14 protein-coding genes are annotated in these 16748 nt (G+C 48.5%); 6 read left to right on the forward strand and 8 right to left on the reverse strand.

Annotation, left to right across the window (positions count from 1 at the left end; translation table 11 throughout):
• Positions 1-98: 98 nt before the first annotated feature.
• A complete protein-coding gene (locus ACQ4M5_RS29870) occupies positions 99-842 on the forward strand; it encodes a sucrose-phosphate phosphatase (protein WP_430679437.1) in 744 nt (247 codons plus the stop codon).
• 9 nt (positions 843-851) lie between these two features.
• A complete protein-coding gene (ruvA, locus tag ACQ4M5_RS29875) occupies positions 852-1475 on the forward strand; it encodes a Holliday junction branch migration protein RuvA (RefSeq protein ID WP_430679438.1) in 624 nt (207 codons plus the stop codon).
• A gap of 302 nt (positions 1476-1777) precedes the next feature.
• Here the strand turns inward: ruvA and ACQ4M5_RS29880 are convergent, their stop codons facing one another.
• The 5 genes from ACQ4M5_RS29880 to ACQ4M5_RS29900 all read right to left on the reverse strand — a co-directional run bounded on the left by ACQ4M5_RS29880 (position 1778) and on the right by ACQ4M5_RS29900 (position 7094).
• Positions 1778-2488: a hypothetical protein gene (locus tag ACQ4M5_RS29880; protein WP_430679439.1), complete on the reverse strand. Its 711-nt coding sequence runs from the start codon at positions 2486-2488 to the stop codon at positions 1778-1780.
• A gap of 59 nt (positions 2489-2547) precedes the next feature.
• Positions 2548-4374, reverse strand: coding sequence for a sensor histidine kinase (locus tag ACQ4M5_RS29885; protein ID WP_430679440.1), 1827 nt, complete (start codon positions 4372-4374; stop codon positions 2548-2550).
• Positions 4375-4711: 337 nt separating this feature from the next.
• The gene (locus tag ACQ4M5_RS29890; RefSeq protein ID WP_430679442.1) at positions 4712-5653 is read right to left on the reverse strand and encodes a DUF1517 domain-containing protein; all 942 of its coding nucleotides are present in this window, start codon (positions 5651-5653) and stop codon (positions 4712-4714) included.
• Positions 5654-5814: 161 nt separating this feature from the next.
• A complete protein-coding gene (thiS, locus tag ACQ4M5_RS29895; protein ID WP_430679443.1) occupies positions 5815-6018 on the reverse strand; it encodes a sulfur carrier protein ThiS in 204 nt (67 codons plus the stop codon).
• Complete coding sequence (locus ACQ4M5_RS29900; protein ID WP_430679444.1) at positions 6018-7094, reverse strand: thiamine phosphate synthase; 1077 nt, start codon at positions 7092-7094, stop codon at positions 6018-6020. The genes thiS and ACQ4M5_RS29900 overlap by 1 nt, the downstream gene beginning before the upstream one ends.
• Positions 7095-7344: 250 nt before the next feature.
• Between ACQ4M5_RS29900 and ACQ4M5_RS29905 the strand changes: the two genes are divergently transcribed.
• Positions 7345-9084, forward strand: a complete 1740-nt coding sequence (locus ACQ4M5_RS29905; RefSeq protein WP_430679445.1) for a DUF1565 domain-containing protein — start codon at positions 7345-7347, stop codon at positions 9082-9084.
• Positions 9085-9365: 281 nt separating this feature from the next.
• Here ACQ4M5_RS29905 and ACQ4M5_RS29910 read toward each other — a convergent pair whose 3' ends face one another.
• Both ACQ4M5_RS29910 and ACQ4M5_RS29915 read right to left on the reverse strand, forming a co-directional pair.
• The gene (locus tag ACQ4M5_RS29910; protein ID WP_430679446.1) at positions 9366-10583 is read right to left on the reverse strand and encodes a geranylgeranyl reductase family protein; all 1218 of its coding nucleotides are present in this window, start codon (positions 10581-10583) and stop codon (positions 9366-9368) included.
• Between the two features lie 44 nt (positions 10584-10627).
• A complete protein-coding gene (locus ACQ4M5_RS29915; RefSeq protein WP_430679447.1) occupies positions 10628-10993 on the reverse strand; it encodes a hypothetical protein in 366 nt (121 codons plus the stop codon).
• 485 nt (positions 10994-11478) lie between these two features.
• Between ACQ4M5_RS29915 and ACQ4M5_RS29920 the strand changes: the two genes are divergently transcribed.
• The 3 genes from ACQ4M5_RS29920 to ACQ4M5_RS29930 all read left to right on the forward strand — a co-directional run bounded on the left by ACQ4M5_RS29920 (position 11479) and on the right by ACQ4M5_RS29930 (position 16206).
• Positions 11479-12630 (forward strand): hybrid sensor histidine kinase/response regulator, encoded by a 1152-nt coding sequence (locus tag ACQ4M5_RS29920; protein WP_430679448.1) that lies wholly within the window; start codon positions 11479-11481, stop codon positions 12628-12630.
• 79 nt (positions 12631-12709) lie between these two features.
• Positions 12710-15733, forward strand: a complete 3024-nt coding sequence (locus ACQ4M5_RS29925) for a PAS domain S-box protein (RefSeq protein WP_430679449.1) — start codon at positions 12710-12712, stop codon at positions 15731-15733.
• Positions 15733-16206, forward strand: a complete 474-nt coding sequence (locus ACQ4M5_RS29930) for a hypothetical protein (RefSeq protein WP_430679450.1) — start codon at positions 15733-15735, stop codon at positions 16204-16206. Before ACQ4M5_RS29925 ends, ACQ4M5_RS29930 begins: the two co-directional genes overlap by 1 nt.
• Here the strand turns inward: ACQ4M5_RS29930 and ACQ4M5_RS29935 are convergent, their stop codons facing one another.
• Positions 16207-16737 (reverse strand): pentapeptide repeat-containing protein, encoded by a 531-nt coding sequence (locus ACQ4M5_RS29935; RefSeq protein WP_430679451.1) that lies wholly within the window; start codon positions 16735-16737, stop codon positions 16207-16209.
• Positions 16738-16748 lie beyond the last annotated feature (11 nt).

Consider the following 16748-nt stretch of genomic DNA (forward strand, 5'->3'; position numbering starts at 1 on the left):
AAATTTGGATTTCACATCGCGATTCAGGTCAATCTTGGGGATCACGTAATTTTTCCGATCGAGATCTAAACTCAGATAGGACACTTGGAGGTGATAGAGTGACGCGAATTCTGTTTGTCACAGATCTAGACCATACGCTGGTCGGAGACGATTTTGCCCATGAGCAATTAAATGAGTGGTTATTACAAGCGAGAGAAACAGGCAGCAAAATTGTCTATTCCACAGGTCGATCGCTGATTCGGTATCAAGAACTCGCAACGGAAGCTCCATTGTTTGAGCCAGATTTACTCATTGCTTCGGTCGGAACAGCAATTTATTCAAGCCTGGATGGAACACCTGATCCGGCGTGGCAGCAGAAATTAACCGCAGGATGGAACCGCGATCGCGTCATGTCCGTTACGGCTCATTTTTCTGATCTGGTTCCTCAAGCGGATTCTGAACAAAGCGCTTTCAAAGTCAGTTTCTTTCTGACTGAAGATGCCGCGCTCTGGGTGCTTCCACAGTTGGAAACATTGCTCAAACAACAAGATCTTGATGTCCAACTGATTTACAGCAGTGGACGCGATTTAGACATTTTGCCGCGTCATGCCAATAAAGGATCAGCACTAACTTTCGTGCGACAAACTTTAGGATTTGCGCCAGATCAGACGATCGCCTGTGGCGATTCTGGGAACGATATTGCTCTATTTGCAGCAGGTTCAGAGCTTGGAATTATTGTCGGAAATGCACAGCCAGAATTATTGTCTTGGCATCGTGATCATCCGACTCCGAATCATTATTTAGCAAAAGCTCACTGTGCAGCAGGGATTCTAGAAGGGCTACAATACTTCGGCTTTCGCTAGAATAAAGTCATGATTGGTTATCTCAAAGGCACGATCGCATCGATTCAGAAGAACAACAATCGCGTCACCTTAACGCTAGAGGTGAATCAGATTGGCTATGATTTACAGGTCGTGCCGCGCCTCCTGCAATCGCTTCCATCCGAAGGGGAAGAAGCCCAGATTTTTACGCATTTGAATATGCGAGAAGACCAAGTGACTTTGTTCGGATTCGGTTCAGCCGCAGAACGCGATTTATTTCGACAGTTAATCAGCGTCAGTGGCATCGGACCTCAACTCGGTGTGGCATTGTTAGATACGCTCGGTTTGCAAGACTTGGTGCAAGCGATCGTCTCTGGCAATACGCGCTTATTGTCTCGAACTCCGGGTGTCGGTGCGAAGACTGCCGAACGAATTGCACTGGAACTCAAGACGAAGCTATCCGAATGGCGGCAACAGTCGGGCATTGTGGTCACTCCAGGCGCAGGTCCCGCTGCGAACATTCTCGAAGATGTGGAAATGACGTTGTTAGCCCTGGGCTATACGGATCAAGAAATTACTCAAGCGCTTCAAACGGTCGGACAAAACACCGCACTGTCTAAATCGGGAGATGCAGAAGCTTGGATTCGACAAGCGATCGCTTGGTTGAGTCAGTAGACTGCTGGCATGAATCTCTCAAGCCCGACACACTGAAGTGTGCGGCTATACAAACAAAGTCCGTCTTCTTACTCAATTCCCTACGGAGGGAAACCCTCCTCCAGGATTGAGCGCTTCACGGACTCAAGATGCTCTGGCTGTTAACCCGCGAATTCTATTCGCCACGGCATCACGCAAGAGATTTAACGACTCCATTGAAGAATTCTTTCGATCGCGCTTCGTTACAGCATTACGCAAGAGATTTAACGATTCCATTGAAGAATTCTTTTGATCGCACTTCGTCACAGCATTACGCAAGAAGTTTAATCATCCTTCTGAAAAATTCTCTCGATCGCAGTTCTCAACTGTTCCAAATCGGTTAACTCGATCGATTGCACCAATCCCGATTCAATCAGCGGAATCGCTCGATCGTCGGTCGGCTCCCCGCGTAATCCCGCTGCCAGAATATTTGCCGTTCTTCCGCTGCCATCAATCACCAGTAACGGACGTAATTGCTCTACGTTTTTCAGTGCGTCTCTCCAGGTGATGTCTCCACCATTAACCAGCACCGTAACCGAAGGCGCACTTTTAGCAATTTCGGTCGCGGTGGCTGCCATCCAATGCGATTCATCCCCCCAATCTGAACCCGGAACCAGCAAAAAATGGGAATGATGCGGTTCTAACGGAGCCGCTGATTCAGAGGAAGACTCCTCGCCCGGTAAAATTGCAAGCTCGATCGGAGTCACACCAATCAGCGGAAACGTGCCTGCAATTTGTTCTCGTGCATGTCCCATTAACCGCATCACGCCTGCATCTGTTCCACCGTCCACGACTGCGGCTTTCCACTGCTCTGCGATCGGGGCTAAGACCGATTCAAAAACTTGTTGCACCAGTTCATAATCGGCTGGGCTTAACTTACTCGCGCCGCCAATGATTACCAGGACTGGACGATCGTGATCAATCTGAAGCGATCGAATCGTTGCGCCAACTTGCTCTAGTGACTCTAACTCCGCGATCGTGGCAGTGGATTGCATCGAAAAATTAACGTGTAAGGGGGTTGACATTTCCAAATTTTAGCCTCAAATGCCAAAATCTATCCTCGCCTAGCGTGTTCGATCGCAGAAATAGTTTGCATCGGTAGGAATACCGTGAATTTTGAGCCGACTCCGACTGTGGAATCAACCTCGATCGAGCCGCCGTGTAGCTCTACTAATTGTTTCGTCAGTGCCAGTCCTAATCCGGTTCCTTCGTATTTTCGATCATAAGAGGCATCCAATTGCCGAAACATTTGAAATAGAAACGATCGCTGATGGTCGGGAATGCCGATTCCTGTATCTTCGACTTGAAGAATTGCCGTATCGCCGCTGACTCGAACTCGCATCGTCACTCGTCCACGAGCAGGGGTGAACTTGATCGCATTACTCAACAGATTAAGACAAATTTGCTGAACTCGTTGAGGATCGGCTTGGAACGTGAAATTATGAGCGCGATCGGGCAAGAGTTCCAAGATTAGATCGACTTGTTTTCGATCCGCTTTGTCCTGAAGAATTTGACAGGTTTGTTCAGCGAGTTCTGCCAGCGAAAATCTTTGAATTTGCAGAACCATTCTTCCTGCTTCGACTTCTGACAAATCTAAAATGTCGTTAATCAATGCCAGCAAGTGTTCGCCTCGTTCTTGAATTGTTTGCAGGTATTCTTGCTGTTTCTGCGGAGTGATTTTGTAGTTTGTCTCTAGCGATCGCAACAGAGTCGAAGCCATTCCGATAATCGTAGTTAGCGGCGATCGTAGTTCATGGCTCATTGTTGCTAAAAATTCCGATTTTGTCCGATTCGCAGACTGAGCCGCAATTAACGTATCTCGAAGTTCTTGAGTGCGATCGATAATTCGTTGCTCTAATGTGTTTTTTTGCTGTTGTAGTTCGCTGTAGAGTTTTGCTTGATAAATCGCGATCGCTAAATGTTCTGCAATTCTCTGGAGCAATACTTTTTCTCGATCGTGCCACTGTCGCGGAAATTCGCACTGATGCACGATCAGCAATCCCCAAAGTTCATCTTGCACCACGATCGGGGTAACGAATTCAGCTTGAATATCATTTGGAGAGTGCTTTAATAATGCTGCAACCGTTGACGGCTCAGAAGCGTTTTGTCCATTCGTTCCCCAAGTGATCGATTCGCGCTGTTTCTTCTGTAATCGTTTCAGACTGGCAGCACTATATTCGCTAATTACATTCAGAATCGACGGAATCCGATCGCTACTGCGAGACTCATACGTAATGCCATCTAAATTATGCGTTGCTTCGGTAATCGGAGGCATTTCGATATCGATCGCACAAGACGGCGCGGGAAAATTGAACTGATAGATAATTAAGCGATCGGCGTTCAGAAATTCCCGGACTTGATGCACCGCAGTTTCGAGAATCACAGGCAGATTCAAGCTGTGTCGAATCAGCGTTGTAACCTGGATTAAAAGCCGTTCTTGCTCAATTTGGTGAGCCGATTCGAGCGGCGATTGCGACAAGACTTCGATCAGTTTCAGCGTGAATTCACTTTGTCGATCGCTTTTGTTCTCTTGCAAAGTAAAAGGAACTGTAACGCTCAACGTATCTAGAAAATCCGCGATCGTATCTGGAGCAAAAATAATTTCTAAGCTGCACTGTTCTGGATCGATCGGCGTTCCAAGGATCAGCGCACTAAACTCTGGAGAAGCCACTAGCACAAAGCGCCCAGAGATTTGCGGAAATTCGGCTTCTGTGTAAACGATCGCAGTCGGGCTAACCAGGTGACGAAGCAAGCTTCCAACTTGGTTAAATACAGCCCATGAAGAAGTTTGACGCAGGTTCTGGAAGCTAGGCATGTCCGGGGCAGCAGGCGGATGAGTTAAGCGAACGGATGGAACGCACACCCATGTGCGATGGATCAATCGTCTGGGAGTTCTTTTATTATCAGACTGATTCTCAACGACCTAGACTTTGTGAAGGTTGCCGTAATTTGGTGATTACTATATCTGCAATTCTACATATTTCTTTATATCTTCCGGAGCGTGGATTCACTTTCATATAGCGATCCTATTTGAGTCGCAAAAATTAGAAAGAGTGGGGGGTGGGGGGTAGGGAGTAAGGAAGCAAAACGCAAGCAACACCCCACTCCCCACTCCCCACTTCTTCACAACCCTCCCTACTTCACAACTCACTTAGAATCGCTATAGACATGAAAAAGGCGGGAGAAATTCCCGCCTGTCGATGTCCAAACTACTTTGTCTAGACCATCTTCAGATTTGGATATTCAGCGACCATATCATCGCGAGTCAGAACATCCCCTTCCGCTTGTGGAGTCCATAACACTTCAAGCGCCAAAAGCTGATCGCTCGAAACGCTACCCAACTGACTCAGCGATCGACGCAGATCTTCAGTGCCATTAATCGCCGGAAGCTGCAACTTGCCTTGAGTTCCAATCAGGACGGTGACGACAATATATTCACCTTGACTTTCTGCTAGTGCGCCCCCTTTCTCTGCCACCGTCAATGCGCTCGACGATGCTTGCTTCAATTGGTTGTTCACATTCGAGAAAGTTTCTGCATTAAACTTACTACGCTCGCTCAATGCCAGTCGGTTAAATTCTGCACCAGCGGCTTCCAGTCGAGCCTGATGCGATTCTGCATTTCCGTAAACCCAGTACTGCGGATTGCGTAAGAGTGCCAGCGACACTTCTTGCAGCACTTGAGCCAGACCTTCAGAGGTCTCAGTATTCGCCCGTTGACCAATCCGATCGAGGTCTTCTTTCAGTTCCCGCGCTTGTGCAAGGAGTCCAACTTGAACCTTTGCAACCGACACCGTAGGAGTGCTGTAGCCAAGTTCGTCACTATCGCCAGAGCGTCGGAAGCTATTGACTAAGAAACTCGCGATCGAGATCAAAATCAGCAGTGAGAACAGCCCGCCAAATCCGCCACCCACTCCAAAGAACGGGAAGTAGACGAAGGGGAAAAATCCACCACCGCCACCGGGATAGTAACCGCCTCCAGGAGGTGCATAGGTGCGGCTCGGAGGAGAATACGATCGAGCAGGTGCTCGGAATGATCCGCCACCGATCCGTCCACCACTCGCAGCAAGAGCACCATCCGCGTGACTAAATGCCAGCGTCAAGACGAGAGCGATCGCGATGACCGGACGGATCAGAGTTTTAAATAGTTTTGAAATCTTCATGAGTCTATCCCTATCGCTTATCCAGACGGAGGTTCTAACCCGTCCGGCTTGTGTTAACTCTTTGTTACAGAGTTTTAAGCTAACAGATCTACTGTATCGCGTTCACCAGAGGTTGCAAACGTCTTAAGCGATAGGTTTTAGGGGAGATTTCCGTACTGGATCTAGCCGCCGCCAACGATCGTCACGATTTCTAATCGATCGCCATTTTTGACTTCGGTTTCGTCCCAAAATTGGCGATGCAAAATCTCGCCGTTGTACTCGACTGCGACTAATCGCGGATTCATACCCAACGATTCGAGAAATTTTGGCAGCGTTAAGATCGACTCACAAGTTCGAGTTTCACCGTTTACTTCTAAAGTAATCATCAACCCTCCCACGGATCAGATACGGAATGAGATTGAAATCGCCGCTTCTGATCCAGTTGAGCAACAAAAAACTGAGTCGCAAAAGTGGGCTGATCCGATTGCATAATTGCCCGTACTACCGAAACTCTTTCAGCACCCGCACTCAGCACTTCGTGAATGTTTTGGGTGTCAATTCCCCCGATCGCATACCAGGGAATCGAACAATTCGCGGCGGCATGGCGCACGTAATCTAATCCTGCCGCAGGTCTACCCGCTTTGGTTGGCGTTTCATAAACCGGACCGACTCCGACATAATCGGCTCCTTCTGCGATCGCGCTTTCCAATTGTTCTGGGCTATGCGTCGATCGACCAATAATCTTATGTTCACCGAGCACCCGACGCGCCCACTCCAGCGGCAGATCGTCTTGTCCAAGATGCACTCCATCCGCATCAACCGCTAAGGCTAAATCGATTCGATCGTTCACAATAAACAGCGCATCGTATTCGTGACACAGTTGGCGCAATTTCTCTGCATTCCGCAACCGGACTAAATCATCCGTTTCCTTATCGCGATATTGCACCAGCGTTAATCCACCTTGAAGGGCAGATTCAACCGTCGTGAATAAATTCTCAGATGGAGAAGTGACTAAATAAAGTCTTGCCGATTCGAGTAGCTGACGACGTTGAATCGAGAGTAATCGACTTTCCAAGGTGTAAACCTCGTAGCGCATTTGTTTGACCGCGCTTGCCATCTCCGATCGATAAACTTTTCCGTACTCTTCCAAGACCCGCAATGCTTCTTCCACACGGGCGAAATTTGCCTGTAAAACTTGCTCGATGCTGCTGCGAACGGCTTCTTGTGGATGCGTGAGTTCCGTACCCGGATCATCAGGCGTATTTCGAGCCGATCGTAATTCTGCGCGATGCCACTGAGCGAGTTCTTGTCGCCAGTGTTTGCACTGTTCAGTGAACGCAACATCTTCTAAGCCGAACCGACACCATTCCTCAATCACTCGTAAGCCTTCACGAGCGCGATCGAGGTTGGCATCTAGAATCCGGTACAGTGCTGGCTGCATAGAGGATTGGAAATTGCCCATTGGATCAGTCCTATTGATTGTTTATCGTATCAGGGGCGCGAATCGTCTTACTTTTGTAAAGTTTTGTGAAGTTGCTTGATCTCAGTGGAGTTACAGAGAGAATAAGTTCACTCCGGTAATTTGCGTGGAAACCTTCTCAGATTAAGGGTTCCAGTGATTTTACAGAGGTCAAATGTGATGCAGGGTGTAAACTGAACCCCGTTACATCCCGTCATGTGATCCATACAAGCCGTGTGTAGGAGAACAACCCGTGAACAACTGCCCTTTTTATTCCTCCGTGTTCGCTGTATTCAGTGTATCCGGACTGCTTGGACTTGCTGCGGTTCCGGTCGTGGCAAATCCAATTCCTGATCAGGTTATTTCATCTACCAGTTCAGTTATTTACGTGAATCCTACGATCGGAAACGACAACGCTTCTGGTCAAGCCCAATCTCCACTCCGAACGCTAACCGTTGCGCTCGATCGAGCAACGCCGAATTCAACGATCGTACTCGCTCCCGGAACTTACAGTGCTGACACTGGGGAAGTGTTCCCCATCCAACTGAAGCCGACTGTAACCGTTCAGGGTGATCCACGCGATCGCGGACTGAGTGTGATCATTCGCGGTGGGGATGCGTTCTTAAGTCGAACCTTCGCACGGCAAAATATCACGATTCTGGGTGCGAATAATGCCACACTCACGGGCGTGACCGTCACGAATCCGAATCCCCAAGGGTATGGACTCTGGACAGAATCGAGTAGCCCGATCGTGGTGGCGAATACGTTTACAGGGAGCGGGCATGATGGCGCTTCGATCGTAGGAAATAGCGCTCCTGTTCTAAGAAACAATTATTTCTTTCAAAACGGCGCAAACGGTATCACGATTTTTGGTTCATCTCGTCCAGAGCTTCAGGAGAACATTTTTGAACGAACAGGATTTGGGGTAAACATCGCTCAGAATGCGGCTCCGAGACTGGTCGGCAACCGAATCACGCAGAACAAAGACGGGATTGTAATTCAAGGAAATGCTCAACCGATTCTGCGGAATAACGTGATCGATGATAACGATCGAGATGGCATTGTGTCGATCGCTCAATCTCGTCCGGATCTCGGAACGTCTACCGATCCAGGAAACAATACGTTTTTGAGCAATCGCCAATTCGATATCAATGCTCAAAGAAGTTCCCAAATTCTGCCCGCGTTTGGCAATCAGATCTCGGCAAGAACGATCGGGCGATTAGATTTGTCTGGAATTGCTTCTGCTCCGATCGCTTCAACGGTAGCGACGAGACTAAACCCGATCGCGATCAATCCGAGTGCTCGAATCGCTCGTCCTTTGCCTCGTCTCAATGCTCCGACTGCTGGCGCAATTGACATTCCCGTTCCGGCTCCGATGACGACTTCGGTTCAAACTCCGATGATGTCTCCGATCGCAACTCAAACGCCGATCGCAACCTCGGTTCCAACACGTCGAATGGCGCGACCTGCCTTTCCCCGTCCGAATGCGCCCTCTCCAATCATTCCACTTGGCGAGAGTGCGCCATTACCCGTTGCCCAGTCTCGACCCAGTAGACCGCTTCCAATTGCTCGATCGACTGCACCACTCCCGATTGCCCAATCGCGTCCAACCTTGCAAATCAATGCGATTTCAACGGCTCCGGTTCAATTTCCTCAAGCCGCTGCACCTCGACGATTCACACCTTCAGGAATTCTGCCCGTCCCTCGTGCTACGCCACCGATCGGGAATACACGCGGCACATCGGTTCGGATCTGGCGCGGTGGCTCGTCTGGAGTGAGCCAAGCGGCGAGTTTAGGGTTCCGATTCCGCGTGGTGGTAAGAGCGGATTCAGACTTGGCACAGTCGCAAGTTCGATCGATTGTGCCTGATGCGTTTTCGTTACGAGGACGCGGCGTGATGCAGGCGGGAGCATTTCGCGATCGTACCGAAGCGGATGAATTATTCCAGGTTTTAGTAAATCAAGGATTGCAGGCATCGATCGAACAAATTTGATCGAATCCAGAGACGCGAATCTGAATTGCAAGGTCCTAATCGCGTCTCTACTAAGGGGGGTTTGCCATTTCTCGGAATTGGTAGATTTTGGCGTATTCGTTTACCCGCTATTCCGCCCGGCGCTGAACCGACCGGGCTAATGGAGGAAACCCCACTGAAGTGGGCTAAAACTGCGCTCTGAGGGGGCTTCAGCCTCCTTTCTCCGATTAGCCCGGAGCGTTCATCTCCGGGCGGACTCCATCGCAGCGATCAACTCTCATCGATATTCTCCCAAAATCAATTCACCCGTTAAACGCTGGGAAAAAGTTTCCTCCAACCGATCGCTTTAATCGCCGTATCGCCCGACCTGCCATATTGGTAAATAACAAATCCCCACACAATAGCTCGGTTGCATATCGCGTACTCTTCTCATACTTCACGCCGTACTTGTAACAAATTCCTGTCCACTGATAAAAGATTCGTGCTAAATTCAACGCCGCATCAAAATTCGCCGCAAATTCCGCATGAATCCGATCGGTGTACTCATCTGCCGCATCCTCAATAATCGATCGGGCCGCAATTCCGCCACTCTTCACCGCGTGTAGAATTCCATCGCCAAAAATCGGATTGATCAAGCCAGCGGCATCGCCCACTAATAGAATTCGCCCTTCGTGTAACGGCTCTTTTCCGCTCCAAATCGGTAAAGGATGAGCATGAAATTTCAGCGCATCCGGGTCATATTTCACGCCGACCGCATTCATGTAATCCAAAATTGTTTTCTGCAAAACTGTGCGTAAAGTCCGATCGCTTCTCGCATCCAGACGATCGGGACGAAACACACCCGCTCCAATATTCAAATGATCCGCTTTCGGAAAAATCCAGGCATATCCATGTTGCACCGCACCGTATTCTAAATGTGCAATCTCTGGACGTAGCTCTGGATGTCCGTCACCCCAATGATGCGGCTGTTCAATCTCCATTGCCAGCGCGATCGCTCTTTTTTTCCTTAACTGCGTCGCTTTCACCGTCACGCCATTCGCGCCATCCGCCCCGATCACATAACGCGCCTTCGCGGTAAATTCACTGCCCGTCTTAATTCCTTGCGCTCGAACGATCACGCCATCTGATTCAGGCTCGATCGATCTCACAGAAATTCCATCCCTCAACTCGGCTCCGAACTTTGCCGCTCTTTGTGCCAGGGCGTGATCAAAAATCGATCGCTGCACCATCCAAAGTGACAGGCGTTCATCCGTCGATCGAGGATTTATTAACTCCAAATGCGGATCGCCAAACTTCCAGGTGTGGCGCATCATCGTCACATCGGATTCTACAAACGCCTCCGGAGCCAGATCGCGCAATTGATTCTGCATCACCATTGGCATTCCGCCCCCGCAAGTTTTGTGACGGGGTAACACCTGTTTTTCCAGCAGCGCCACTTTCAAGCCAGATTGCGCCAATTCAGCAGCGGCGATCGTTCCCGACGGACCCGCACCGCACACGATGACATCGTAGTTTTGCATGAGCGATCGATGAAATTCCGCTTTCTAGCCTAATCGAAAACCGTTCATTGCAACAGTTGACTGAGAACTGATTCCAACCCTTGCACCTCAATCAAAAATTGTTGTTTCTCGTGTTCACCGCGCAGCAAAGCTGATCCCTCTGGGGTCGCGCTCCAATTATTTCGGAGATTAATGCCTAACAAATAGCGCTGTTTTGAGCAGCAAATAATCACGGAAATTCCGCGATCGATCAGTTTTGAACCCAGATCATAAGCTTGCTCACGTCGCTGTGTACTAAAACTGTGAAATTGGTAAAACAATTCACCTTGGTAGCTAATTCCATCACACACGCGATCGTGAAACCAGAACTTGAATAGCCGACAGTCCGATTCATTTGCAAGTAGCAGATTCATATTGGCGAGAATAGGCACTTTAATTACTCTCTTCAAGGCAAATATCTCAATTCCTGACATATTGTGCCAGTTTTGGCGCTTGACGGAGTATCAAGTTAACCGTGTCAATTCCTCTTTCTCCGTGTTTCTGCGTAAATTAAGAGAGAGCATAGATTTAGCTCAATGCCTGAGATTAGCCTACCCTGCTAAACGAAAAAACCTCTCTATCTTTAGGCAGAGGGAAGTCAAAAAGATCTCTTTGATACCTGAATCATGCAAACCTTTGAGTATAGACTTTGCGTGAATTCCTCAGAATTATTGTAAACAAACTGTGGAGTGTCACAGGATTCTAGACTTTTCTCAGGGAAATTCGCTAGGATTTATAAACTATGCCGTGTTTTTACGAGGGTGCTTCGTCTCCCACTCCATGCTTTTACGGAATCATTGAGACCCCCCGATAAGCTGGGAAGCTTCTACCAATATTCCTCGTTTTCGATCCATCTCTCTCAACTCAGCCAATCGTGATGACTCGCTCCTATAATTCTCAACCGCTCCAGCCATCGACCGGGAGAGACTTGATGAAGATTCTGGTAATTGAAGACGAAACTGATGTCCGTCTCAACATCATTGAAATTCTCGCGTCTGGAGGGTTCGATTCTCTGAATGCAGACAACGGACTTACAGGCATACAACTTGCAAAAGAGCGATCGCCGGATCTGATCATTTGCGATGTTAAGATGCCCGATTTTGATGGCTACAACGTGCTAGAGGCACTGCGTCAAGATCCCACTACTGCAATGATTCCGTTCATTTTCCTCACCGCGAAAGCCGATAAAGCAGACATTCGGCACGGAATGAATTTAGGCGCAGACGATTATTTAACGAAACCGTTTCGTCGGGTGGAATTGCTCGATACGATCGCGGCTCGGCTCAAACGGCATCGCGCTCAAGCCGAAATCCAAAAAAAAGTCGATGAACTTCAACAAATTAATAGCCAGAAAAACGATTTACTAAATACGATTACTCACGATCTACGCGCTCCGCTCACCACGATCAAAGTCGCACTTCAACTGATGGATGCGATGCCAGAGAATCGGCGGCAGTATGTCGAAATCGCGCTGAACGCCTGTGATCAAGGGGACGAACTGATTCAAAATCTGCTCGATCTCTATCAACTCGAATCCGGTGAAGCGTTAGCCGCTCCAGAACCGCTGAATTTAAGAGAGCTTTTAAGAAAAACCACCGATGCCTTCCAGGTGAGAACTCGCGACTGCCAGCAACTTTTAAAGGTAAATCTTCCGGAAACCTTGCCTGTCATTGTGGCAGATGGAGTAAGTCTGCGTCGAATTTTGGTGGAACTGCTGAACAATGCCTGTAAATACACGAGAAGTGGAGGTGAGATCTGCCTTAAAGTGCGAGAAGCCCCCTGTTTAAGTCAACAGTCCGTGCTTAAATTCACGATCGCCAACGAGTCGGAGATTCCCGCAAGAAATCTGCCGCACATTTTTGACAAGTTCTACCGCGTCCCCGGCAGCGATCGCTGGCAGAAAGGCGGAACAGGACTGGGATTGGCACTTGTAAAGAAACTGGTGGAACAACTCCAAGGCAGTATCGTCGTCACTAGCGAGAAGGGTTGGACTAGCTTTACAATCGAGTTCCCTTATGAAACTCTTTAAGTAAGCTTCAACAAGTCTGCATGAAGAACGTGCAAAATTCGAGCAAAGATTTAAAACTAATGTCGATCGAGCGGGAGTCATGCAAGAAACCGACCAACTCCGGTTAGCCAAGCGCAATGCTGAATTAGAAGTCCTCGTCACTGAACTGCGATCGCAGCTTGAAGCGCAATCCGTTCAAGAACGGGAAACGACCCCAAAAGCGATGGCTCCAGAACGATCAACCGATCATGATGCAGTACTGGATGCTTGCACTGCGCCTAGCGCTCGTAAAATTGCTCAACTCGAACACAGAATCGAGCAGTTGCAAGCTGAAGTGAGCCGTCGTCGTCGCGAACAAGAAAGTCTGAAAACGAGTGAGCAACGGTATCGATCGGTCGTGGAAGCAATGCACGAAGCGGTGATCATGCTCAATTCTGAAGGCGTGATTGAAACCTGTAATGCGAGTGCTGCTCAGATTTTGGAATGTGCGATTGAGGAATTAGTCGATCGGAATCTGCTCGATCTCGACTGGGAAGCCATTCACGAAGATGGTTCACCGTTTAACTCGCAAGAATTTCCGGGTCTGATTACTGCCAAAACGGGGATTCCTTGCTCTGAGGTTGTTTTGGGCTTGTGCAAACCCGAAAAACAGATTACTTGGATTTCAATTAATTCTCAGCCGTTGTTTAAATCAGGTCAGATTCTGCCGTATGCAGTGGTTGTTTCTTTCTCAGATATCAGTCTGCGTCGCTGGATCGAGGAAGAACGGCATCAGCTTCTAGAGCGAGAACAGGCGGCTCGTGCAGAATCAGAATTAGCCCGTGAACAGATTACGCAAGTCTTGCAGAGTATCACCGATGGCTTTGTCGCGCTCGATCGTTCTGCCCGCTTCACCTATCTCAATCACGAAGCCGCGAACACATTGGGCAAGCCTGCCAGAGACCTACTCGGTAAAGTGCTGTGGCAAGAATTTCCCGACTTTGCAGAAACCAGTTTTGGACGGCTCTATCGTCGAGCGCTGGCAGAAGGCGTTCCATTAGAACTGGTCGATTATTACGAGCCTTGTCAGCGGTGGTATTCCGTCCGAGCTTATCCTTCAAAATCCGGTGTCTCTCTGTTTTTCCGCAATATGACCGATTCGGTACAGACAGCGCGAGAACGCGATCAAGCACAAGAAGCTTTGAAGGGAGCGTTACAGCGATTGGCGTTCCATGTCGATAATTCGCCGTTTGCTGTGATCGAATGGGATCGGAACTTGCGAATCACGCGCTGGTCAAGTGAAGCGGAATCGCTCTTGGGCTGGAATGCGTCAGAAGTGATCGGGAAACAATTCGGCAGTTGGAATCTCGTATTGCCAGAAGATTTAGAGCAAGTCGATCGAGCGATCGCAGAACTCCTCAACGGTCAAGCCACTCGCAATGTTTGCTACAGCCGCAATGCGTCGAAAGATGGCTCGATCGTGCATTGCGAGTGGTATAACTCAGTTCTATTTGACAGCAAAGGCGAATTAATTTCCGTTCTGTCGCTGATTCTCAATGTCGGTGAACGGCTGCGCGTCGAAGATGAACGCAGATTAGCAGCAGCAGAACTGCAAGAAAGTGAAGAACGCTTTCGACAATTAGCAGAAAACATTCAGCAGATTTTCTGGATGTATGATGTCGAGCGCCAAAAGTTGATTTACATCAGTCCTGCCTGTCAGCAAGTTCTTGGCTATGACAGTCAAACTTGCTATGAAAAATCGCTCGACTTCTGGATCAATCGATCGCGTTCCGAAGACATTCCGGAGTTAATGAAAGTGAGTCGCCAAGCTCTGAGAGGCAAACCCACAGAAGCGACTTTTCAATTCAATCGAGAAAATGGTGTCGATCGCTGGTTACGTGCCCGCGCCTTTCCCATTCGCAACGCTCAGGGCAAAATCTACCGGATCGCTGGAATTGCAGAAGATATTACCGAAGCCAAACACCACGAAGCAGAACGCAGAGATCAAGAACAACGAATGCGCCTGCTCGAATCGGTGGTTGTGAATGCGAGTGATGCGGTCGTAATCACTGAAGCGGAACCTGTTGAGCCACCTGGACCCAGAATCATTTACGTGAATGATGCGTTTACGAAAATGATGGGCTACGAGCGCGATGAAGTGATTGGAAAAACGCCGCGAATTTTACAAGGTCCAAAAACCAATTGGGCAATTCTAAAAGACATCAGAAGCGCTTTAAAGAATTGGCAACCTGCGATCGCGGAATTAGTCAACTATCACAAAGACGGCTCCGAAGTTTGGATCGAACTCAGCATTTTTCCCGTCACCGATCAAACGGGACATTACACCTATTGGGTCGGCTTGCAGCGAGATATCACACATCGCAAACAAGCCGAAAACGAGATGCGAAAAGCCCTCGAAAAAGAGCGCGAATTAAGCGAACTCAAATCGAGTTTTGTCACCACTGTTTCTCACGAATTCCGTACCCCGCTGTGTACGATTCTTTCTTCAGCGGACATGCTGGAATTTTATGCACAACAGCAGGATGGATCGATCGAGAAGCAATTTGAGCACATTCAGCGCATTCAATCCGCCTCGCTTAACATGAAAGAACTGCTCAGTGGTGTTCTCGATTTAGAGCGGGCTGAAGCGAAAAAAGTGAAGTTTGAACCTGCACCCATGAACGTTTTATCGTTTTGCGAGACGTTGATTGATGAGATGCGAATGAATGACCAAAATCAGCATCAATTAATGTTTGAACCGCAAACAACGCTCCCTGAAATTCGCGGATATATGGATGCGAAATTGATGCGGCAAATTCTAACGAATCTATTATCAAATGCGTTGAAATATTCGCCTGCGGGTTCAACCGTGATTTTTCGATGCGGTCACGATGAAACGAACGCTTATTTTGAAGTGCAAGACCAAGGAATTGGAATTCCCGCATCGGATCAAGCACGATTATTCGAGGCATTCCATCGGGCGACCAATGTTGGAATGATTTCTGGAAATGGATTGGGACTCGTCATCGTCAAACAGTCTGTTGAGTATCATCAAGGCAAAATCCACCTGATGAGCCGAGAAAATGAAGGCACGATCGTGCAAGTCACACTGCCGCTCCAACCCAATGCGGAATTTATTATTTAATGAGCAAATCTCTGATTCTCGGAATTGCAGGATTATTAGTCATTGGGTTGTTGGGCGCGAGCAAAAGAGCGATCGATTCAATGGGCGGACTGGTGCATTTCAATTGCCGTCCTCGATCAAATCAAGTGCTGTGTGAACTCACTCGCGAACCTCTGATCGGTGGAATTGAGACACAACAATTTGAGAAAGCAATACTACAAGCCACGAAAACTCAACAAGGACGCACAAATCAGACTCGGCTTGCCTTGGTGACGCGCTCCGGTGAAGAAATTCCGCTGACTCATAATTGGTCGCTGACGAGCAATCGGCAGCTATTTCAACAGCGGGAACTGCTCGATCGATTTCTTGCTGATCCAACTGCAACGACGATCGAGGTTCGGACTCATCGCCCTTGGCAACTCTGGGTCATTCTGGGTGGATTGATTGGAATGGCGATTTTAGTTGGAACGATCGCGCTTCAAATCGTTCGATAGTTACCGACAGCCTAAACTTTCACGAGTGTCGGCTCCGGTCGTTGAATTGGTTCCAGAAGCGCGTTTGCACAATTGGGATGTGGTGTATCGATCGACGATCGCATCGGTGAAATCCGCCCCAGTCACATCCGCTTCATCCAGAATGCTATTGGATAACGTCGCACCAATGAAAATCGCGTTCGTTAAATTTGCCTTGTAGAGCGTAACGCGATCGACTAACGATCCTTCTAAGTTTGCCCCACTCAAATTCGCGCCCAAAAGATTCCCTTTCGTCAGCATCGTATTCTTAAGGTTTGCGCCTTGAAAATTTGCCTCTCGCATCTCAGCCGACACAAACACACCACCCTCAAAGTTTTGATTCGAGAGGTCTTTCCCAGTTAAATTCGCGTTGGAATAGTTCAGAAAAGTGGTTTCAGCCAAGGCTGGACTCGCGCCAAGAACAATCCAGAACCAAGCGAGAGCAAGAATCAACAGCGCATAGATCACACGCTTTACGGTGCGGGGAACTGAGACAAACATGAGCGATCGCATCAAAGGTTTCC

Origin of the sequence: Leptolyngbya sp. AN10, assembly GCF_050565645.1 — a bacterium.
Classification (GTDB): Bacteria; Cyanobacteriota; Cyanobacteriia; order Leptolyngbyales; family Leptolyngbyaceae; genus Leptolyngbya.